The organism is Acinetobacter sp. YH12138 (assembly GCF_015218525.1).
Classification (GTDB): domain Bacteria; phylum Pseudomonadota; class Gammaproteobacteria; order Pseudomonadales; family Moraxellaceae; genus Acinetobacter; species Acinetobacter amyesii.
The window spans coordinates 2,565,000-2,586,476 of the sequence record NZ_CP048670.1 but is presented as its reverse complement, the minus strand read 5'-3'; the positions used below and the strand labels follow the sequence as shown (position 1 = coordinate 2,586,476).

Here is a 21,477-nt window from a genome sequence, read left to right as displayed (position 1 = left end):
AGAGTTCTTATAAAAGCAATTCGGTAATTCTGAGAAAAATTACGATATTTCCTCTTGAATTGTTTTTGTAACAACTTCTCTTTGCGACATAAAAACGGTGGTGTGTTGAATGTGTTTCACGCACCAAATACAACATTCGACAATAGAGGTGGTCAACATGAGCAACCCATCTACCGGAACTGGGATGCGAACATTTACCGTCGTTGTGATGGCAATTTTCGCCTTGGTTCTATTGATTGGTGGTATCTGGCTGGCAGTACTTGGCGGTTCTTGGTACTACATTATCGCCGGCCTGTTAATGCTGGCTTCAGCAATATACTTAAGAAAAATTCAAAACAGTTCTTTATACATTTATGCAGCGTTGATGCTGGGTACAGTGATTTGGGGACTTTGGGAGGCAGGTTCTGACTTTTGGGCACTTGCACCGCGTTTTGATATTTTAGGCTTATTGGGCCTTTGGTTACTGATTCCTGCCGTGACACGCGGTATGGAAAATGGCAAAACTGCGAAAATTACATTATCAGGCACACTGGTGATTGCGATTATTGTGATGATCTATTCAATTTTTAATGATCCGCAAGAAATTCACGGTGAAATTAAAAATGCACAACCTCAAACAGCCAAAGCGATTGAGGGTATTGCTCCTGAAGATTGGCCTGCCTATGGTCGTACACAAGGTGGTGTACGTTATTCTCCACTCACCCAAATCAATAGCGACAACGTTAAAGATTTAGAAGTAGCGTGGACTTTCCGTACAGGTGAGTTACCAACAGAAAATGACTCAGGTGAAACCACAAACCAAGTCACTCCGATTAAAGTCGGCAATGACATGTTTATGTGTACAACTCACCAACGTTTAATTGCACTTGATCCTGCGACAGGTAAACAAAAATGGGCATTCGATCCTAAACTTAAAGCGGACAATACCTATCAACATTTAACATGTCGTGGTGTGTCTTATTTTGACGCAGCAAATACCACTCAGTTTGCAAAAAGCTTAAAGAACAAACGCTCGACTTCAACTGAATGTCCGCGCAAAGTGATCTTGCCTGTAAATGATGGTCGATTGGTTGCAGTCAATGCTGACACAGGTAAAGCATGTAGTGATTTTGGTCATAATGGCGAAGTCGATCTACAAAAAGATATGCCTTATCCGTATCCGGGCGGTTATATCCCAACTTCACCTCCAGTGGTTACTGGCACAACCATTGTGATTGGCGGTTCAACAACTGATAACTTCTCGACTAAAGAGCCATCTGGTGTCATCCGTGGTTATGATGTTAATACTGGTGAATTATTGTGGATCTTTGATACAGGGGCGGAAGATCCAAATGCCATGCCAGGCGAAGGTCAAAAATACTCTGTAGCCTCACCGAATGCATGGGCACCTTTAGCATATGACGAAAAACTTGACATCGTTTATGTGCCAACAGGTGTAGGCACACCAGACATTTTTGGTGGTCACCGTACGCCATTAGATGAACGCTATGCAAACTCAATGTTGGCATTAAATGCATCAACAGGTAAATTAATTTGGAATTTCCAAACCACACATCATGATTTGTGGGATATGGATGTACCATCACAACCTTCATTGGCAGATATCAAAGATAAATCAGGTAATACTGTTCCTGCGATCTATGTCTTAACCAAAACAGGTAATGCATTCGTCCTTGACCGTCGTACCGGTAAAGCGATTGTGCCAATCACCGAAAAAGCAGTTCCACAAACTGTAAAACGTGGTCCACAAACTAAAGGTGAGCATTATTCTGCAACTCAACCGTTCTCTGATTTTGATTTAGCACCAAAAGATAAATTGACTGATAAACAAATGTGGGGTGCCACTATGTTTGACCAGTTGATGTGTCGTGTGTATTTCAAATCATTAAACTACGACGGTATTTATACACCACCATCTGAAAATGGCACATTGGTATTCCCAGGTAACCTTGGGGTATTTGAATGGGGTGGTATGTCGGTGAACCAAGACCGTCAAGTTGCTGTGATGAACCCAATTGGCTTGCCATTTGTCACTAAGTTGATTCCTACAGATCCAAACCGTGAGCAAACTGCGAAAGGTGCGGGTACTGAACAAGGCGTGCAACCGATGTATGGCGTACCTTATGGTGTGGAAATCAAAGCCTTCTTGTCACCACTTGGCTTACCTTGTAAACAACCTTCATGGGGCTTTACTGCAGGTGTAGATTTAAATACACATGAAGTGGTCTGGAAAAAACGTATTGGTACAATTCGAGACAGTTTACCGAAATTGTTCCAATTACCTGCTGTGAAAATTGGTGTACCGGGTCTTGGTGGATCAATATCGACTGCTGGTAATGTCATGTTTGTAGGCGCAACACAAGATAACTATATCCGTGCAATCAATGTAACGAATGGTGATACTTTGTGGGAAGGTCGTCTACCAGCAGGTGGTCAAGCGACTCCAATGACTTATGAAGCAAATGGTAAACAATATGTTGTGATCATGGCTGGTGGTCATGGTTCATTTGGTACAAAACTTGGTGATTACCTTGTTGCGTATGCGTTACCAGATAAAAAATAAGTGATTTTACATCGCTAAATAAAAAGCCCGATTTATCGGGCTTTTTATTGGCTTAAATTCTTTATGTAAATTTATGCTAAGTAATGGAGAAATAATTCAATATATTAATAAATAAAAAGTAAATGACCGGAATCCGCTATATCAGTGAAATTGCGACAGTCTTATCAATAAAATCGCTATTAAATATGTAAAAAACGCATTTTCTTGATAGATAAAATCTCGTTATGCTGTGCATTGTTATAATAGAAATTACTAGCTGTACGCCATGTATTTATATACTGATTTTGACCAGCAACTGGTTAATGAACGTGTTGCACAGTTCCGTGATCAAACGGAACGTTATTTAGCAGGTAAATTGACGGAAGATGAATACCGTCCACTGCGTCTTCAAAACGGCCTTTATGTACAGCGTTATGCACCGATGCTACGTATTGCAGTACCTTATGGCCTGATGAATTCTAAACAATTACGTAAAATTGCGTCATTGGCTCAGGACTATGACCGTGGTTATGCGCACGTATCTACCCGTCAAAACATTCAGTTTAACTGGCCTGCACTAGAAAATGTGCCTGATATGTTACAAGAGCTCGCATCTGTTCAAATGCATGCGATTCAAACTTCGGGTAACTGTATTCGTAACACAACTACTGACCAATATGCAGGTGTGGTTGCGGGTGAAATTGCTGACCCACGCCCAACGTGTGAATTGATTCGTCAATGGTCAACTTTCCACCCAGAATTCGCTTTCTTGCCACGTAAGTTCAAGATTGCAGTTTCAGCACTGGAAGAAACTGATCGTGCGGCAACGTCTTTCCATGATATCGGTGTGTATATCGTGAAAAATGAAGCAGGCGAGATTGGCTATAAAATCAAAGTTGGTGGTGGTTTAGGCCGTACACCAGTGATTGGTAGCTTTATTCGTGACTTCTTGCCACGTGAAGATTTGATTGCTTATTTAGAAGCGGTACTTCGTGTATACAACTTACACGGTCGTCGTGATAACAAATATAAAGCACGTATCAAAATTTTGGTGAAAGCATTAACACCAGAAGTATTTGCAGAGAAAGTGGAAGCTGAATTTGCACATACCATCAAAACTTTAAAAATTGATGCTGATACCTTGGCGAAAATGGATGAGAACTTCACACCATTTGATTACCAAGATTATGCGGATGAAGATTTTGCAGAGCAATTTGCCGCAGAGCCGAAATTTAAACAATGGTTCAACATCAACACCAATGCACATAAAGTCAAAGGTTACCGCATCGTTACGATTTCTTTGAAACGTGCGGGTATTGCACCGGGCGATATGACTGTTGAAGAAATGAACCTGATTGCTGACTTGGCTGACAAATATACCTTTGGTGAGTTCCGTACCACACATGAGCAAAACATTGCGCTTGTGGATGTACCGCAAAAAGATTTGTTTGATCTATGGAAAATCCTTGATCAACACAATCTTGCACGTGCGCATATTGGGTTCTTAACCGACATCATTTGCTGCCCAGGTGGTGATTTCTGTTCATTGGCAAATGCGAAATCGATTCCAATTTCTGAAGCGATCTCTCGTCGTTTTGATGACTTAGATACCATTTACAATTTAGGTAAATTGGATCTGAACATCTCTGGTTGTATGAATGCGTGTGGTCACCACCATGTCGGTAATATTGGTATTTTAGGTGTAGATAAAAAGGGTGCTGAGTTCTATCAAATCACTTTGGGTGGTAATGCCGACCATGATGCATCGATTGGTGACATCTTAGGCCCATCATTTGCAGCCGAAGTTGTACCAGACATCATTGAAGAAATCTTAAATACTTATCTAGACCTTCGTGCAGAAGGCGAAGAGTTTATTGATACTTACCGCCGTGTTGGCATCCAACCATTTAAGGAGCGTGCATATGCTTAATACAGCACTACAAGTCCTCTCTAAAGATGGCTCGATTGCAGACAATACTTACCAAGTCATTGGTGAAGATGGTGTGTTGCCACAAGGTGACGTGGTTTTAACAGTTGAGCAGTTAGATCAACTTGCGAATGTAACTGGTAAAAAAGCACTTTTCGTAACGGTTGATGCTTCACCTGAAACCAATGAATTCCCGCTTGACCAGTTAGATGCAATCTTTATCGAGTTTGCAGGCTTTAACGATGGTCGTGGTTATTCATTTGCTGCGTTGTTACGTCGCCAAGGTTTTCAAGGCGAGCTACGTGCAACAGGTGATGTATTCAAAGATGTGTTGAACTACATGAAGCGTTCAGGTTTCGATACTTTTGTGGTGAAAGAAGGTAAAGATATTGCTGAAGCTGCTGCTGGCTTAGATGATTTTACCAATCCATATCAAGCTTCAACGGCAGTGCCGCAAGCGCATTATCAAACAGGTGCTTAAGTGCCATGATTGATTAAAAAAGCCTCCGTTCGGAGGCTTTTTTATTGATCGAAATACTTTTAATGAGTGATTATTCATTTTTAAGCTGGCAATTGACCATCCATTTAATGCCAAACTGATCGGTAAATGCGCCATACAGCGCGTCCCAGAAGGTCTTTTCGAGAGGCATTTCTATAGAGCCTCCTTTGGACAATGCATCAAACAATCGTTTGGCTTCCGCTTGTTCACTGCTTTCTAAATTAATCGAAATATAATGATTGCTGCCTACGGTAAAGGTTTGGTTGGTTTGTGCACAAAATTGTTCGTTGACATCTGAGGCCATCAGCATGGTAAATTCATTGATTGGCAGGGAAATATGCATAATCTTTTGCCGATCTGCATCGGATAGTGAAATGCCTTCCTCGGCAGGCATATCGCCATAACGCATCACATTGAGGAATTCTCCACCAAATACAGAACGATAAAAATTAAAGGCTGCTTCGGTATTGCCTTGAAAATTCAAATAGTGATTGAGCTGCATAAAGGTCATCCATTATTATTATGTCGACATTTATTTTAAGAGCCTTGGCTGACCTGTATGTGAACAATTTATGTCTAAAATGTAAGCATAAAAAATCCCTCTTACAGAGGGATTTTCAGTCTCCCTCCTTTATTAAAGGAGGGGTTAGGGGAGGATTAAAGAATATTCCCTCTAAATCACCTTTGTGAAGGGAGTCAGCAGAGGATTAAAGCAATTCAATCGCCACAGCAGTCGCTTCACCACCGCCAATACACAGCGCTGCAATACCACGTTTACCGCCTGTACGTTTTAATGCATGGATCAGCGTTAGGATAATGCGTGAACCTGTAGAACCAACTGGATGTCCAAGCGCACAAGCACCCCCGTTGATATTTACTTTTTCAGCATCTAATTTAAATTCATCAATTGGGCACATCGTGACCATGGCAAAAGCTTCATTAATTTCCCATAAATCGACATCAGCAACATTCCAACCCGATTTATCTAGAACTTTTTGAATTGCGCCTACAGGTGCAATAGTAAATTCTGAAGGATGCTGTGAATTTGATGCATAAGCCACAATTTTCGCTAGTGGATTTAAGCCCTTTGCTGAAGCTAGATCTGCTGATGTTAAAACTAAAGCAGATGCACCATCAGAAATAGAACTAGCATTGGCAGCGGTAATGGTTCCATCTTTAGCAAAAGCAGGGCGCAGTGTTGGAATTTTTTCGATATTAGCGTTAAAAGGCTGTTCATCTTTATCGATAATCACATCGCCTTTACGACTCGAAACAGTGACAGGCACGATTTCGTCAGCAAAATAACCCTCAGTAATTGCAGTTTGAGCACGTTTAAGCGAGCGAATGGCGAAGTCATCCATTTGTTCACGTGTATAGCCTTTTGTGTTTGCCATATCCTGCGCAAAAGACCCCATGAGTCGGCCCGTTTCTGCATCTTCTAGGCCATCTAAGAACATATGATCTTTAACGTCACCGTGGCCCATACGGTAGCCAGCTCGTGCTTTGGTCAAAACATAAGGGGCATTGGTCATTGATTCCATACCACCTGCAACTACGACTTGAGCTGATCCTGCCTTGATCATATCCGCCGCTTGCATAACAGCTTTCATACCTGAACCACACAGCTTATTGATGGTTACGGCACCAGTTGAATCTGGAAGACCAGCCTGACGCATCGCTTGACGGGCAGGACCTTGTTTCAGGCCAGCCGGAAGCACACAACCCATAATGACTTCTTCAACATCTATCGGTTGTAAACCCGCGCGTTCGATGGCTGCTTTAATCGTAACTGCGCCTAATTCTGGTGCAGTTACATCGGCTAAACTCCCTTGAAAACCACCCATTGCAGTACGGGCTCCATTCACGATGACGATATCAGTCATTACATATCTCCATTTTCTTATACATTAATTTTTGAATACGTCAGCAGTATAAGTAAAATTGAACAGGAATAAAGCAAATTTAAAAGGCTGCTTTGGACTCACCGGTTCTCAAATTAGCAACTGGTTGGGTTTTCAAATCGGATATGTCCCATTCGACTTAAGACTGCTCGGATCGGTTGAAGCGTTGATTTCGAACAGTAGTAGAAACTGCCATTTGAACCATTGGGTAAACCTGAGCTAGATTGAAAGGTGAGACTTGGAATGTGTAGAGTCCCACGCCAAGACAGATCGCCATATTTTAAATTGAGTTTATCTTGCAGCAATATTTTTTCATTTGCGTCGACTTGACGGTTTTTATTACTGTCAATAAATATGATCAGTCCACTGTTCCAGTTGTTAGGTTGGCAAAGTTTAAAGTCAAGACTAGGACAAATCACAATATTGGAGTGATAAATTGTGGCCTGAGCCCGTGCGAAAGCATTGTGATTCTGAATAGTCAATTTGATGTTATTCGCTTCTCGCTGCGCCATTAAATTGTTGAAATGTGGTAAAGCTATCGTCACGATAATGACCATAATCGCAATTGAGACCAAAAGTTCAAATAACGTAAAGCCGGTTTCTTTATTGTAAAGCATTGATTTAATCCAAAATTTAATATTATTTTTATATGTCTAATGTTATATGTGTTTTTAATGGCGATATTAATTTTGAGTATAGAATTTTATTACTCAATTTTAGATAAAGCTGTTAAAATGAAAATAGCAAGTGACAATAGGCGATTCACTGCTCAAAATTGAGTAAAAATTTACCGAATTACAACGGAAATTGTAAGTAATTTTGTCAATAATTTACTTGATTAGATTAATCAAGCACTTGGAAAAAGAAAAAAGTGTTTGTATGATTCAGCGTGAATAGCTTAAAAAAAAAACTGGGGTATAAGAAAGCCTATCTCAGGATAGCCAATTTTTCGGCTTGAGCTTGAACAACAATTGTTATCTCTGGAGGATAAATCCATGAAAATGAGTCGTATTGCATTAGCAATGCTCGTAGCTGCTCCTTTAGCAGCTGCAAACGCAGGCGTAACTGTTACTCCATTAATGCTTGGTTACACTTTCCAAGATTCTCAACACAACAACAGCCGTGGTAACTTAACTGAAAGTCCTGAGCTACAAGATGACTTGTTTGTTGGTGCAGCACTTGGTGTTGAATTAACTCCATGGTTAGGTTTCGAAGCTGAATATAACCAAGTGAAAGGTGATGTAGACGTTGATTTCGGCGAATACAAACAAACTCAAATCAATGGTAACTTCTATGCTACTTCTGATTTGATCACTAAAAACTATGACAGCAAAGTTAAGCCATATGTATTGTTGGGTGCTGGTCACTACAAATACAAATTTGACGAAGCTGCTGCTCGTGGTTTAGCTCCATCTGCACAAGCTCGTGGTACTACTGAAGAAGGTACTTTGGGTAATGCAGGTTTAGGTGCTTTCTGGCGCTTAAACGATGCTTTATCTCTACGTACTGAAGCTCGTGCTACTTACAACATCGATGAAGATTTCTGGAACTACACAGCTTTAGCTGGTCTTAACGTAGTTCTTGGTGGTCACTTGAAACCTGCTGCTCCTGTAGTTGAAGTTGCTCCTGTAACTCCAGTTGCTCCAGTTGCTCCAGCTCCTCAAGAGTTGACTGAAGATCTTAACATGGAACTTCGTGTGTTCTTTGATACAAACAAATCAAACATCAAAGATCAATACAAACCTGAAATCGCTAAAGTAGCTGAAAAATTAGGCGAATACCCTAATGCTACAGCTAAAATCGAAGGTCACACAGACAACACTGGTCCACGTGCTCTAAACGAACGTTTATCACTAGCTCGTGCTAACTCTGTTAAATCTTCACTTGTTAACGAATACAACGTTGACCCAGCTCGTTTATCTACTCAAGGTTTCGCGTGGGATCAACCGATCGCTGACAACAACACTAAAGAAGGCCGTGCTATGAACCGTCGCGTATTCGCTACGATTTCTGGTAGCCGTACTGTAGTGGCTCAACCTGGTCAAGCTCAATAATTTGAGTTTAACTTCGGTTAGAAAAAAGCGGCTCTTTTGAGTCGCTTTTTTTTAATTTAAAAAAGGGACTTAAATTTGGCTAACAGGCACTAACCAAAATGCCTTATTAACTTTTGAATAATCGTAGGATGTAAATGGATACATCTATTCAAAGGCAATATAGCATGTAAAAATTCAAATTATTTGTATGTTAATTAATCATTTGTTTACCTGAGAGCTTTAATTGAACATACAGAGATTGTATTTATTTTTTTTATAAAATTAATAATAAACAATTATTTACATTTGTCTTATCTACAATTTATAAAAAATGAATATTTATATTTTTCATTAAAAAAATATTATCATCGAGATTCATAATGTAGTTAAGAATTATTCTAAATATAATAATGATTCTTATTCAAACAAATTAAGCGTTCAACAATGATCAATTTTCCAAAAACTCATTTAGTCCGTGCGATTTCAATCGCGATCTTAGGGGTGGGCACATCTGCAGTAGTAAATGCAGCAGAGCGAACCGTGCTTGAAACGATTGAAGTTGAGGTACCAGCTGAAAAGCAGCTTGCAAATGGAAAATTGAAAGCGCAGACAGACCTTGGTGCACTGGGAAATAAAAAAATTGTTGATACGCCATTTAGCGTTGCTGCATATAGTAAAAAGTTAATTGAAGAACAGCAAGCGTCAACTGTAGCACAAGTTTTAAAAAATGATGCGAGTATTCGTATGACCACGAATCAGGGGCATTTATATGAAAATTTCCAAATTCGTGGATTTGGTGTACATGGTGATGAAATTGCTTTAGATGGTTTATACGGAATGGCACCGGTCAGTCGTGTACCCACAGAAACCTTAGAGGCTGTAATGGTCTTGAAGGGGCCAAATGCCTTGGTCGCTGGGATGGCACCTAATGGAGGGATTGGTGGTGTGATTAATATTACGCCTAAACGTGCACATGAAGATTTAACTAGACTGACTTCTACTCTGGAAGATGAAGGTTATTACCAAAGTCATCTTGATGTTTCACGCCGTTTCGGTGAACAAAAAAAAATTGGTGTTCGCACGAATTTAGTCTATGGCCAAGGTAAACGTAATATTGATGGAGAAGAAGATACTAAAGCACTGGGTTCAATTGCTGCAGACTATACTACAGATCAATTACAAGTAAATTTTGATGCCTATGCAATACATGAAGATCGTGAAAATGGTTCACCTGCCATGGTTTCGTTTGCAAAGATTAAAAAAGTGATTGCGGCACCGGAAGGTGGATTAAATTATTTTAATGATTCAGATACTCAAATAGATAGTAAGTTTGTTGGTTTAAAAGCGAAATATGCATTAACACCGAATGCAAATATCTTTGCTGGTGCCGGTTATGCAGATAAAAAATATAAAGGCTTTGTATTTGGCACACGTATGGTTCTGAATAATGAACAAGGTGATGCGACTACACAGACTTATGGTCAATACGCGCACTTTAAAAATACATCCGCAAATATTGGCGGTGATTATAAATTTAATACGGGTATTGTTTCACACAAATTAGGTCTTCGAGCAGATTATCTTAATATTCAGACAGATCAGCATAACCCTGCTACATCCAGTGGATATTCAACTAACTTATATAACCCCGGTCAAAATGGATTGATGGCGGTCGCACCAAGTGTCATGCCATTAAATGACAATACGTTTGCAAGTTATACTTTGAGTGATCAAATTTCATTACTTCAAGACAAACTTCAATTTATTCTCGGTTTACGTTACCAAGATATGGATTTGAAGAATTTTAGTTCACAACGTAAAAATAGTGCTGATTGGCGTTATGAAGAAAATGCTTGGTCACCTAGTTTAGGTCTTGTAGTTAAACCTTTTGGTGAAAATCTTTCTTTATATGCCAATTATGTAGAGGGTTTGAGTCAAGGTAAAACCGTTACAGATGAAAGTGATCTGAATTTTGGAAAAACTTTTGCACCTTTTAAAACCGAACAATATGAAGTGGGTGCTAAATACCAAAATGGATCATGGTTAAATACACTTGCTTTGTATGAGATTAAAAAGCCTGACACTATGGTAATTGATGGGGCGACTACTGATGGTGCAGAAACACGTGCTCGAGGCATTGAATGGAGTTTCTCAGGACAAGTTCGTGATGGTTTAACGATATTAGGTAACATGGCTTATCTTGATACGGAATATACCAAAGCATTAGGCAATAAAGGCAATGAGCTTCTAGGTATGCCAGATCTTACAGCGACAATTGGTTTGGATTATGCCTTACCTTTACTCGACGGTTTATCTGTGAATGGTCGAGTAAACTATGTGGGTGAACAATATGTTGATTCAGCAAATACCTTACAATTACCTGATTTTACGACAGTGGATTTAGGTGCACGTTATAAAACAAATTTAGGTGGTGTATATACAACATTTATGGCAAATGTTGACAATGTGACCGATAAGAAATATTGGGAGGGTGTATTTAATGAAAACTTTGCCACGATTGGTGCAGACCGTACCTATAAAGTTGGTGTGACTTTTGATTTCTAAGTTAGATTTGTTTTTTTAATATAAAAAGCCACCTATTTAAGGTGGCTTTTTTGTTGATGAGTGATTCACGGAATATATTGCTTCACCACACCGTCATCGAGTAATTGTTGGAAATGTTCAACCACACTTTGTTGAATATCTCGGTACTCAATGCCCAATTCTTTTTTACTTTTTTCAGCATTAAAGTAAATCGGGTAACCCATATTCAGTTCAACAAACTTTCGTGGGAAACCTGCAAGAGGGCCAAAGGCTTTAAAGGCAAACTTCGGTAAGGTATTGCGCGGAAATGGAAATTTATTACCAAAATGCGAGCGTAATATTTTCCCCATTTCTAATAAACTTAAAGTACCACCACTAATAATATAACGTCCGCTTGCTGCGGGATTGAGAGCTGCTTGTACGTGCGCATCGGCAACATCGCGAACATCGACGATACCATTCCACATTGGTGGAACACCGGCCAAAGTCATACCATTGGCAAACTGTTGTAGCACTTCAACGCTTCCTGACTGTGTTGACGCTGTTAAAGATGGCCCCATGACCAGTGCTGGATTAACACAGACCAGATCCCAACGGTTTTGTGCTTTTTGCATTTCCCACGCTTTGCGCTCAGCCATCACTTTTGAATATGGATAAGGCTGATGCGTCTCAGAGCTAGAAGTGTTCCAATGCGATTCATCAAACTGATTATGTTTGGTTTGCAAAATATCAATTGCATCACCATAAGTTGATGCAATACTTGACGTTACCACCACTCGCTTAACGGATTCAGTTTTATTTACACTATTGAGTACATTTTCAGTGCCTATCACCGCAGGCTCAATAATATCTTTAATTGCGTCTTTATAGTTGGTCACTACAAAAGGGGATGCCATATGGATCACAATGTCACAACCTTGCATGGCTGAATCAAATGCACCCTCATCTAATAAATTGGCTTGGAACAGTTTTAAAGTGCCAGTTGTATCAGCTGCAATTTTTTCGAGATGTGCAAATCCTGATGTTTTATTCAGATCACGAACTGTGGCATGTACCGTGTGCCCTAATTCGAGTAAATTTTTGATGACCCAACTGGCAATATAGCCTGTCGCGCCTGTGACGAGTATCTGTCTTGTTGTCTTGCTATTCATATTCTTCAACTTTAATTGACGCATTTTTTTATCATATTGAGAATATTTAGTTTTGTCTTTGATTGATTTGAAAAAATATATGTTGATGATTGGGTTTAATGCGCACTAAATTCAGCAGAGAATGCATGTGAATGCTGAAAAAGTACTTTTTTATTGATCTTAAAATATGCGAATATGGGATGAATGTTGGATAGATGTATATTCTTATGAGTATGGACGCAAAATCTCACAGAAAAATGGACAAAGAGTCATATCTAACTTGTGAGCTTTAATTTAAAGCCTAGATAAGAGTTATAGGCTTCTTCTGTTATTCCCCAATTAAAATGTCTATGCGATAAACCATTTAAAATGTCCTGTTTTTAACTACAAGAGTCAAGCACAGGATTTAAATTTCTTTGTTCAATAACAACTTTCTGAGCTTTACGACTCGGCATACTTTTCTTGAGACGGGAACGTTTATTCTGTTTCTCCAATTCCTCATGTTGCTGCTGGATATGGGCCAGGACCGAACCTAATCTTTTATTCTCAACCACATCATTCTGCTGTAGTCCAGCCAGTTTATTGAAGACGCTATAGTTGATCTTCCGTCCTTCATGCATGATTGCCACAGTACCATCCGGGTACTCCAGAAATGAAATGTATTGCCCAACAAGCTTATGATTCAGCTCTGTCGGTTCAAGCATATAAATACACTTGTCATAGGTCAGGGTCAGATTCTTGGTGACCTTACGCGGTTCCTGCCAGGTAAAAATATCATCCAGTTCAAGATCAGATTCGGTTAATGGCCGATGCAGGTTCTTTGAGTTTCGCGCACATTTGGCGAACTTCTGATTGAACTGCTCAATAAAGCAGGGTAACCATATATTGGCCTCTGCAATCGAACCGATGCCTTCCAGGCGCATCTCCTTGATCAGACGGTCCTGAAGGGTTCTGTTGGCACGTTCCACACGACCTTTGGCTTGGGGGGAGTTGGCAAAGATAATATCGATGTTCAAATTATTCAGAATCCGCCCAAATTGCGTAATCTGGCTGTCTTGCCTGGATTTCTGATTAACTCTGAATACCGAATGCTTGTCACTATAAAAGGCTAGAGGTTTGCCGTATTGTTCAATGTAGGCTCGGGTTAAAAGCAGGTAGTCAAAGGTCGTTTCAGCCTCACAAAAGCGCAGATGCAACAGCTTTCCAGTAGCATCATCGATATAAACCAACAAGCAGCATTTTGCAGCTCGACCTTCAAACCAGTCATGATATGAGCCATCAATTTGGATCAGTTCACCGAAGCAATCCCGGTTATAACGTGGCTGATATGGACGCTTCAGGCGCTTGGATCGCGGAATCCACAGGTCATTGGCCGTCATCCAGCGCCGAAGCGTTTCTACCGGGATATTCAGGTCAAACATGCTGTTGAGCTTCTCATGCGCCAAGGTGGGTCCAAAGCCCAGTAAATGTTCAGCAATAATGGAAAGGCACTTTGATTTTAACAAGTCATCATGGCGACGATGGCCAGGTTGACCACGACTGGCATGTGCCATACCTGAGACACCATCTTGATTGAGCTTCTGCAATAACCGGGTAATTTGACGGGTGGAAAGATTTAGGATTTCAGCAGCACGGACCTGGGTAATACGATGATCTCGAACGTCTTGCAGAACTGCAAGCCGTTGAATTTCTTTGTCAGACATAGTGATCAGCATCTATATTTATATCCAGTCCATGGTGATAAAAACCATCATAAACTAGACATTTTTATTGGTGAGAATATAGACACTTTAAATGGGTTCTAACATCTTCATTTCGTATAACAGCCATTATGTTAAATGAACTAAAAGTTAGAAAAAAATTCTTTAAATTCTATGGCTGAATTTTGGGTATTTGGTATATGGCCAATAATGTATTCATTCTTCGTCTGAAAAAAGAAATCAAAGCTTTGACTCATCAGTGAATCTTGCTGGCTTTGCTTTTGGTAAATCGGAGCGAGACGGTTGATATAGTAATTGATCCATTCTGCTTGATTAGAAAATGCAGCATAGTTTTTTAAATCGGTATAGAGATTCTGTAAATCTGTGGAAATTAATTCAATATTAGGGTCAAACATCCATACCGTGATATCCATTGGTTCAATAGCTGTGAATGTATAAGGTTGTGCACTATCAAAAAGCTCTATCTTATAAAGTTGGGCTCCATTTTCACTATAGGTACTACAAAGAAGTTTGGTATTCTCGACCTGATAGTGATTTCTCCCTATCTCTAATTCTCTGATTTGTCTTGATATCTTTAAGCATTGAGGAAGTTTATGAATATTTGAGCCAGCTAATTCTTTGAAAAGGGCTATCGAACGATGAATTACATAGCTTTCCCCTGTTCCAGTAATAACACCATTATCCCAAGTATGAAGTTTTAATGTGTGGTGTTCGTTAAAATAGTTCATTTCTTGTTCACTCGTAACAACCTCTTTTTTATCTGCTGTTACAATGATGCTATCCTTTAGCTGAAGGGCAATGATGAAAGTCATATCTAAATTAAAAAACATTGAAGTATTTGTTTTTATATTAAGTCAATTTCGAGCTTAATTTGTGAAATTTATAATAAATAGGTAATGTATGGCTGGTGGTTCTCAAATCATAATTAATAAGAATGGAATTACATTAATTACGCCTGCAAAGTTTGAGGCCAAAGCTGGACAACATCTTTTTAAAGGGGGGCAAAACGTTTCGATAAAGCTTCCTATATTACCCGTCCCTAATCAACCTTATGTTTTGCAATATCTCGTTAAAAACAAAGACGATATACCTCTTTCGAATAAAACATATTTTATCTTTGATCAAGATGGAAATTTGCAAAAAGGAACAACTGACAGTCAAGGATTTATGAGTCTAAAAACAGCAGCAGAGGCCCAAAATATAGTGGCTCGCGTTATGGTAAACGAAATTGAAGAAGCACAAAATGCTTATGATGAAGTTGAAGAAGAATAATGGAAAAAAGATATACACGTCTACAGTTTAAGATACATGAACCTTTAAAAATAAAAGACTTAACCTATACGTTTAAAGTTCTTAATAGTACGGCTACAAAAGTTGAATTCGAAGATGAAGGAAACTTTTTTGATGATCAAGGTTTTACTAAATGGTTTAATATTTTTAAATCCAATAAAATTTTGCACTATGAAATTAGTTACCGTGGTGAAATGATTCAACGAGTTTCTGCTAAGTCATTTCCAAAGCCTAATAACTGGAGCGTATTTGACTTTAAAACGACAGCTGAATTAACTAAAAAGATCAAAGAAAATATTAAGGAGATTTATTTAGAAAATGGCGTTATTGGATGGTATTTAGTGAAACAAAGGGAAACAATGTTGCACTGGTCACAAAGAGTTTTCAAGAAATCATTAACTCCATCAGATTGGAATACTTTACAAACAAATAATCCACATCTAAAGAGCATCGCTGCGATAAAAACACTTATTCCTGGTCAAGTAGTTATTCTTTGTAATACAACAACAGCTAAAGAATTAAATAGCTATAAAGCAAAAGCTCAAAAAGCTGAATCAAAATTAGAAACCTTTTTGAAAGACCCTAATTTTGATCCATTATATTTTGCAAATTCATATGACCAATTACAAGAAATAAAAAAGGGAAGTGATTTTGTTGCTCTAACAAATGAACCTGTACAGGCAGATTTTTCAGAGTTGTTTTTACAAAATTTGAAATCAGATCCTTTTATTTTGGCATCGAAAGAAAGTATTGATAGTGCAGTTAATTTTAATACTACAATCAATAAAGAAGTAGCTAGTAGATATTCTATTTTACTAAAAAAGATGGATGAGGCTAAACAAGCTAAAGCTCCTGAATCATTTAGACGAAATTTTTACTTATTTGAAAGAGCTAATGCTAAGGAGTTTGAAGCATTAAAAGCAGCATCTAATCAAAGATTTTTCGCATGGAATCATGGAATTAATTTTAAAGATAATAGAGATATGATTAGAAGAACTGTTTTTGTCCGTGCAAAAAATAATAGTAGTATTGATGACTATATTAAAAATATGGATGAAACATCTAAAGTTAGCAGAGGCTTAAAAATTGGTGGAGGGATAGTTTTCGCTTGGGATCTTTATGGTAGTGCAGAGTCTGTAGCTGAAGTCTATAAAAAAGGTGATTCAGATGCAACAAGAAAGGAAATATTGAAACAAACTGGTAAAATTAATGGGGGGTTATTAGGCGCAAGAATTGGAGGGAGTGTTGGAACTGTAATCGGAGGAGTTGTAATTGGTGCTGTTGGTGGAACAGTCGGTCTCCCTGTTTTAGCTGTTGTTGGTGTTATAGCTGTTGGTTCGACTCTTCTGGGAGGCTATGTTGGTGGTGTAACAGGTCAAGCAGTTGTAGAATATGGATATGAAAGATTAAAATGAATACAAAAGATTTAATAGTTATTTTACTTATATTAAGTATTTTTTTGTGGGCTGTATTTCATCAAATGGCATCTAAGTATATAAATAATAATGAATTTTTAAAAAGTAAAATATATGGTGGAAGCGTTTATAAAAATAAATCTATGGATGTGGCTAATATCGAATTAGTTATAACAATGGTTACATTTATTAATTTTATAAATTATTTTTCTGAAAAATCTTTAGAGAATTTTTTCAAGAAAAGAGAATTTTTAATATTTAATAATGTAAATTTAGAAACAAGTATTAATATTATTAAAAACCATGAAAAATTATGGTTTTATATAAAGTTTTCATTGTTTTTCATGGTATTAATTATCTTTTTTACGATTTTATTTTGGGTTTATTAGGAATGGATTTAATGAATTTAAATCAGCTACTTATTTGTTTGTGCAACAAAGCCTATAACAGCTATTATGCTGAGTTAAGCTAAGACTCACTTAAAACAAGAGCTTTTATTTTTATAACTTTTTTGAAATGATCTAATTTATGTTGCATTAACCACTAACTAACCGCTTCAATTAAGAGCTCAGGATTATCATTTTTATTATTGAAAAAGGCATAGAAAGATAAATCAACGTTATCCACTTTTTTCTCAATTTTCTCATTACATCAATGACTAAATATTTTCTTAACTCTTTTCTTATAGTTTTAACTTTTTATAAAATTAACATAATACACACTATACGAAATCCTATTTTTATTTGATATAAATCGTTGCTTTATGCTGGTGCGAAAAACCCAGACATCACCGAGTGGAATTTTTTGATTCTTCATGTTCCGCGACTATTATTTAATCAATGTTCCAAGGTTTTGTTTAATGATATAGCAAACAAAAATGTCTAGCTAAAATAAGCATAAATATCCTAGTCGTTATTAATTTTGCAGATAGATAAATAAAAGGATTGGGGCGTCATAGATGGTCAAATTCACGTACAATATTAGTTAATTTGCAGGTATAGATCCTGCCTTATCAGATAATTCTGTTCTCCCGTTGATTATTGGCATACACATGGCGCAAGCAAAGAAATCTTTTCCGCAGCAAAAATCGGAATTACATGCACGAAATCTGCATCGCAGTCGTTACGATTTTCCGCAGTTAATCAAGAGCTGTCCGGAACTTGCACCTTTTGTCAGCCCAAATAAATATAATGATTTATCGGTAGATTTTTCTGATCCACACGCTGTGAAAATGCTCAATAAAGCATTGCTTAAGCATTTTTATGGCATTCAATATTGGGATATTCCCAAAGATTTTCTTTGCCCGCCTATTCCGGGCAGGGCTGACTATATTCACTATTTGGCTGACTTGTTAAGTGCCAACAACAAAGGGCAGATTCCAACAGGACACACCGTTCAAGTCTTAGATATTGGGGTTGGTGCGAACTGTATTTATCCGATTATTGGTCATCGCAGCTATGGCTGGAAATTTGTAGGCTCAGACATACATGCTGCATCGGTTAAAAGTGCTCAATTTATTGTGGAGGCCAATCCGAATCTGCGTAAAGGCATTCAGATTCGATTGCAAAAAAAAGCGAGCAATATTTTTAATGGTGTGATTAAACCTTCAGATCGTTTTGATTTGACTATGTGTAATCCACCATTTCATGCCTCGCAAGATGAAGCCAACGCGACAGCAACGCAAAAATTAAGAAAACTGGGCAAGCCAGTTGATCGGAGCAAGGTGGTATTAAACTTTGGCGGTCAAAAGAACGAACTCTGGTGTGATGGCGGCGAAGAGCGATTTGTCTGCCAAATGGTACAAGAGAGCATCCAGTTTGCTGAACAATGTCTTTGGTTTAGTACGCTGGTTTCCAAGAAAACAACATTGCCAGTGCTTTTAAAGGCCTTAGCGAAGAGCGGTGCAGTGGATGTGAAAACCATTAAAATGACGCAGGGACAAAAAGAAAGCCGTTTTGTCGCTTGGACTTTTTTAGATTTAAGGCAACAGCAAGCGTGGAAGAAAGCACGTTGGACTTCAGCTTAAGTCTGTCTTCGTTGGAGATTTTCGCCTTGTCTTTGACAGCAATGCATAGGGCATCAGTATAAAGTTTCCTATAGCGATAAGCACAGTGTGTTGAATCAATCTGGAGATATTTTTGCTAAACAAGACGTATTGTTAATTGTTACAAAAAACAGCATCCAGCGATTTTTGATTATTTCGTGTTCTAAATGCCTTGAATATTCTGCAAGGGCTTCTTTTATATGTGAAAAATGCGCGGAATTGAACTGCAAATGCGTATGTTTATCATTTAAATTATATAAAAATCATAAGCTTACAAAAATTATATTTTGCATTCATTTTGAAACTTGTCCATAATATTTGAAAAGGGTATGGAGTGAAGAAAATGCGTGGCAATCCAGAAGTCGTAGACTACTTAAATATGCTGATCGGTGGCGAACTGGCTGCTCGTGATCAATACTTAATTCATTCCCGTATGTATGAAGATTGGGGCTTAAGTAAAATCTTTGAACGTATCGATCATGAAAGCCAAGAAGAAGGCTCACATGCAGATGCATTGATTCGTCGCGTATTGTTCCTTGAAGGAACGCCGAATATGAATCGTGATGATATTGAAGTCGGTACAGACGTTGTGACTTGTTTAAAAGCGGATTTGGCGCTTGAATATCATGTTCGTGAGAAACTTGCTCAAGGCGTAAAATTGTGTGAAGAAAAGGGTGACTATGTGACCCGTGATATGCTCCGTCAGCAAATGTCAGATACTGAAGAAGATCATACCTACTGGCTTGAAAAGCAAATGCGTTTGATCGAACTCATTGGTCTTCCAAACTATATTCAGTCTCAAATGTAATTTAAAAAATATCAAAATAAACCCAGCTTCTGCTGGGTTTTTTATTGGACCATGAAAACTATTGTTGTAGTTTTTTGATATCTGCCAAAACTTGCGCCGCATGTGTCTGTGTATTCACACTACTGTAGTGATACACAATAATGCCTTTCGGATCAATCAGAAAGGTTTCACGTTTGGCAACTTTCAAAATCCCTAAGTTTCGTACAATACCTAACTGTGTCGCCAGTTTATGTTGTTGATCGGCAAGAATTGGAAAGGGAAGTTGTAGTGCTTTAGAGAACTTTTGATGTGATGCAACATCATCTAAGCTTGCGCCCAAAACAACAGCATTACTTTTTAAAAATTGTGGATATAGGGTTTTAAATTGATTGGCTTCTTCTGTACAACCGGGTGAGTTGTCTTTAGGGTAAAAGTACAGAACGAGCCATTTCCCTTGATATTGCTTCAGTTCGTGCCATTTTTCATTTTGATCTTGCAATTTAAAGTTGGGTGCGGGTGTGCCTATCCATTGTTTTTGTTTGTTTTGATTGGTGCTGAGTATGGATGTTTCAGCAACTGTGATTTGGGTAGTTGCTATTAAAGCACATGTCATGAAACAGATTTTTAGCAATGAAGAAACTTTCATAGAGCATCAGTTTATATTGTTCTTTATCTGATCTTAGCAAATTTTAAAGCGCTGTAGGCTAGCTGATTTTATATTTATTGAAGTAGATTTCGAATGTCTTTTGGCAAATCGGTTGATGTGCTGAAATGCCACTATCAAACGTGCTCTGAACTTTTATACTATTTGGAATCGTTTAATTTTAGAGTTTGCATTGAAACAACAGATTTTACTTATTACTGGATGGGGCGGAGGTCGTAAATTACTTGCTCCTTTACAGCAGGCATTGATCACCCAAGGTTATCAGGTCGAATTATGGAATATTTTTGATGCCTTAAATCTAGCAGTGCTGGAACAGAAAGTTGAATTGGCGCAGCAATTTGATGTGATTATTGGCTGGTCCCTTGGTGGTCAATTGGCGACGATTTTGGTAGATGAAATTCAAAAAAAATATCAACAACAGAAAGTGCTGATCACATTAGGCTCAAATCCAAGTTTTGTAGCTGATGAACAGTGGCCTGCTGCGATGGATCAAGCGAGTTTTCAAAGCTTCAAACAATCTTTCGAGCAGGATGCGATTTCTACCTTAAAGAAGTTTGGTTATATGGTTTGTCAGGGTACTGATAGCACTAAGCAAGATTTCATCACCTTGCAAAGTTTGATTCAAGCGCAAAATTTAGATGTGCTTCGAGCAGGATTGAACTGTTTGGAGAAGCTTAATAATGTCAGTATCTTGAAAAATTACACTGGTCATCAATACCATTTGTTTGCTAAGCAAGATTATTTGGTTAGTTACAAAGTTGGACGCTTACTGCATAATTTAGCTGTAAAGTTTTTGGAGACTGAATTGGTTTCTGGCTCACATGGCTTTCCCTTGTTTCAATCTGAAGTCATAAGTTGCAAAATCTGCCAATATTTAAAGAAAATAGAACAAATCTCTGAATAGCTGGGCTTTATGGCAATTTATTTTTCATTGGCGTGGGGGTAACATCTTGCCACATTGATGTTTAAGCCTGATACAT

The 21,477-nt window shown here is 38.2% G+C and carries 18 protein-coding genes and 1 pseudogene; 11 read left to right on the top strand and 8 right to left on the bottom strand.

Translation table 11 applies throughout. The features are described 5' to 3' along the window. Nucleotides 1–157: 157 nt before the first annotated feature. The 3 genes from G0029_RS12485 to G0029_RS12475 all read left to right on the top strand — a co-directional run bounded on the left by G0029_RS12485 (nt 158) and on the right by G0029_RS12475 (nt 4,950). Nucleotides 158–2,563: a glucose/quinate/shikimate family membrane-bound PQQ-dependent dehydrogenase gene (locus tag G0029_RS12485; RefSeq protein ID WP_180107878.1), complete on the top strand. Its 2,406-nt coding sequence runs from the start codon at nt 158–160 to the stop codon at nt 2,561–2,563. 265 nt (nt 2,564–2,828) lie between these two features. After that, a complete protein-coding gene (locus tag G0029_RS12480) occupies nt 2,829–4,472 on the top strand; it encodes a nitrite/sulfite reductase (RefSeq protein WP_078190090.1) in 1,644 nt (547 codons plus the stop codon). After that, nucleotides 4,465–4,950, top strand: coding sequence for a DUF934 domain-containing protein (locus G0029_RS12475; protein ID WP_180107877.1), 486 nt, complete (start codon nt 4,465–4,467; stop codon nt 4,948–4,950). The genes G0029_RS12480 and G0029_RS12475 overlap by 8 nt, the downstream gene beginning before the upstream one ends. A 70-nt stretch (nt 4,951–5,020) precedes the next feature. On the opposite strand, the gene G0029_RS12470 is transcribed toward G0029_RS12475, so the two are convergent. From G0029_RS12470 to G0029_RS12460, 3 genes are all read right to left on the bottom strand, one after another. Beyond that, nucleotides 5,021–5,470: a VOC family protein gene (locus G0029_RS12470; protein ID WP_180107876.1), complete on the bottom strand. Its 450-nt coding sequence runs from the start codon at nt 5,468–5,470 to the stop codon at nt 5,021–5,023. 205 nt (nt 5,471–5,675) lie between these two features. Then, complete coding sequence (locus G0029_RS12465; protein WP_180107875.1) at nt 5,676–6,851, bottom strand: thiolase family protein; 1,176 nt, start codon at nt 6,849–6,851, stop codon at nt 5,676–5,678. Nucleotides 6,852–6,964: 113 nt separating this feature from the next. Continuing rightward, nucleotides 6,965–7,486 carry a GspH/FimT family pseudopilin gene (locus G0029_RS12460; RefSeq protein ID WP_180107874.1) on the bottom strand — a complete coding sequence of 174 codons (522 nt, stop codon included), beginning with the start codon at nt 7,484–7,486 and terminating at the stop codon, nt 6,965–6,967. Between the two features lie 378 nt (nt 7,487–7,864). On the opposite strand from G0029_RS12460, the gene omp38 reads away from it, so the two are divergent. After that, complete coding sequence (gene omp38 / locus G0029_RS12455) at nt 7,865–8,923, top strand: outer membrane protein Omp38 (protein WP_180107873.1); 1,059 nt, start codon at nt 7,865–7,867, stop codon at nt 8,921–8,923. A gap of 423 nt (nt 8,924–9,346) precedes the next feature. Continuing rightward, nucleotides 9,347–11,467 (top strand): TonB-dependent receptor, encoded by a 2,121-nt coding sequence (locus tag G0029_RS12450; RefSeq protein WP_180107872.1) that lies wholly within the window; start codon nt 9,347–9,349, stop codon nt 11,465–11,467. Between the two features lie 65 nt (nt 11,468–11,532). On the opposite strand, the gene G0029_RS12445 is transcribed toward G0029_RS12450, so the two are convergent. The 3 genes from G0029_RS12445 to G0029_RS12435 all read right to left on the bottom strand — a co-directional run bounded on the left by G0029_RS12445 (nt 11,533) and on the right by G0029_RS12435 (nt 15,109). Continuing rightward, complete coding sequence (locus G0029_RS12445) at nt 11,533–12,597, bottom strand: SDR family oxidoreductase (protein WP_180107871.1); 1,065 nt, start codon at nt 12,595–12,597, stop codon at nt 11,533–11,535. Nucleotides 12,598–12,956: 359 nt separating this feature from the next. Further along, nucleotides 12,957–14,291 (bottom strand): ISNCY family transposase, encoded by a 1,335-nt coding sequence (locus G0029_RS12440; RefSeq protein ID WP_194087869.1) that lies wholly within the window; start codon nt 14,289–14,291, stop codon nt 12,957–12,959. Between the two features lie 128 nt (nt 14,292–14,419). Continuing rightward, nucleotides 14,420–15,109 (bottom strand): hypothetical protein, encoded by a 690-nt coding sequence (locus tag G0029_RS12435; RefSeq protein WP_180107899.1) that lies wholly within the window; start codon nt 15,107–15,109, stop codon nt 14,420–14,422. 88 nt (nt 15,110–15,197) lie between these two features. Here G0029_RS12435 and G0029_RS12430 point away from each other — a divergent pair, with 88 nt between their 5' ends. The 3 genes from G0029_RS12430 to G0029_RS12420 are packed head-to-tail and all read left to right on the top strand — an operon-like array spanning nt 15,198 to nt 17,391. Continuing rightward, nucleotides 15,198–15,569, top strand: a complete 372-nt coding sequence (locus G0029_RS12430) for a hypothetical protein (protein WP_180107869.1) — start codon at nt 15,198–15,200, stop codon at nt 15,567–15,569. Further along, nucleotides 15,569–17,002 (top strand): hypothetical protein, encoded by a 1,434-nt coding sequence (locus G0029_RS12425; RefSeq protein WP_180107868.1) that lies wholly within the window; start codon nt 15,569–15,571, stop codon nt 17,000–17,002. The genes G0029_RS12430 and G0029_RS12425 overlap by 1 nt, the downstream gene beginning before the upstream one ends. Further along, entirely contained in the window at nt 16,999–17,391 is a 393-nt protein-coding gene (locus G0029_RS12420) for a hypothetical protein (protein ID WP_180107867.1), read from the top strand. The genes G0029_RS12425 and G0029_RS12420 overlap by 4 nt, the downstream gene beginning before the upstream one ends. Nucleotides 17,392–17,470: 79 nt before the next feature. Here G0029_RS12420 and G0029_RS18295 read toward each other — a convergent pair. Further along, a pseudogene (locus G0029_RS18295) lies at nt 17,471–17,688 on the bottom strand (DUF6500 family protein). A gap of 365 nt (nt 17,689–18,053) precedes the next feature. Here G0029_RS18295 and rlmF point away from each other — a divergent pair. Both rlmF and ftn read left to right on the top strand, forming a co-directional pair. Next, nucleotides 18,054–19,028 carry a 23S rRNA (adenine(1618)-N(6))-methyltransferase RlmF gene (gene rlmF, locus G0029_RS12415; RefSeq protein WP_078194245.1) on the top strand — a complete coding sequence of 325 codons (975 nt, stop codon included), beginning with the start codon at nt 18,054–18,056 and terminating at the stop codon, nt 19,026–19,028. Between the two features lie 361 nt (nt 19,029–19,389). Beyond that, nucleotides 19,390–19,854: a heteropolymeric bacterioferritin subunit Ftn gene (ftn, locus tag G0029_RS12410; RefSeq protein WP_067762676.1), complete on the top strand. Its 465-nt coding sequence runs from the start codon at nt 19,390–19,392 to the stop codon at nt 19,852–19,854. A 58-nt stretch (nt 19,855–19,912) separates the two neighbouring features. On the opposite strand, the gene G0029_RS12405 is transcribed toward ftn, so the two are convergent. Continuing rightward, the gene (locus G0029_RS12405) at nt 19,913–20,446 is read right to left on the bottom strand and encodes a peroxiredoxin (protein WP_373423589.1); all 534 of its coding nucleotides are present in this window, start codon (nt 20,444–20,446) and stop codon (nt 19,913–19,915) included. A gap of 223 nt (nt 20,447–20,669) precedes the next feature. Here G0029_RS12405 and G0029_RS12400 point away from each other — a divergent pair, with 223 nt between their 5' ends. Continuing rightward, on the top strand, nt 20,670–21,401 hold the full coding sequence (locus G0029_RS12400) for a YqiA/YcfP family alpha/beta fold hydrolase (RefSeq protein WP_180107865.1): 732 nt from the start codon (nt 20,670–20,672) through the stop codon (nt 21,399–21,401). The last annotated feature ends 76 nt before the right edge of the window (nt 21,402–21,477 follow it).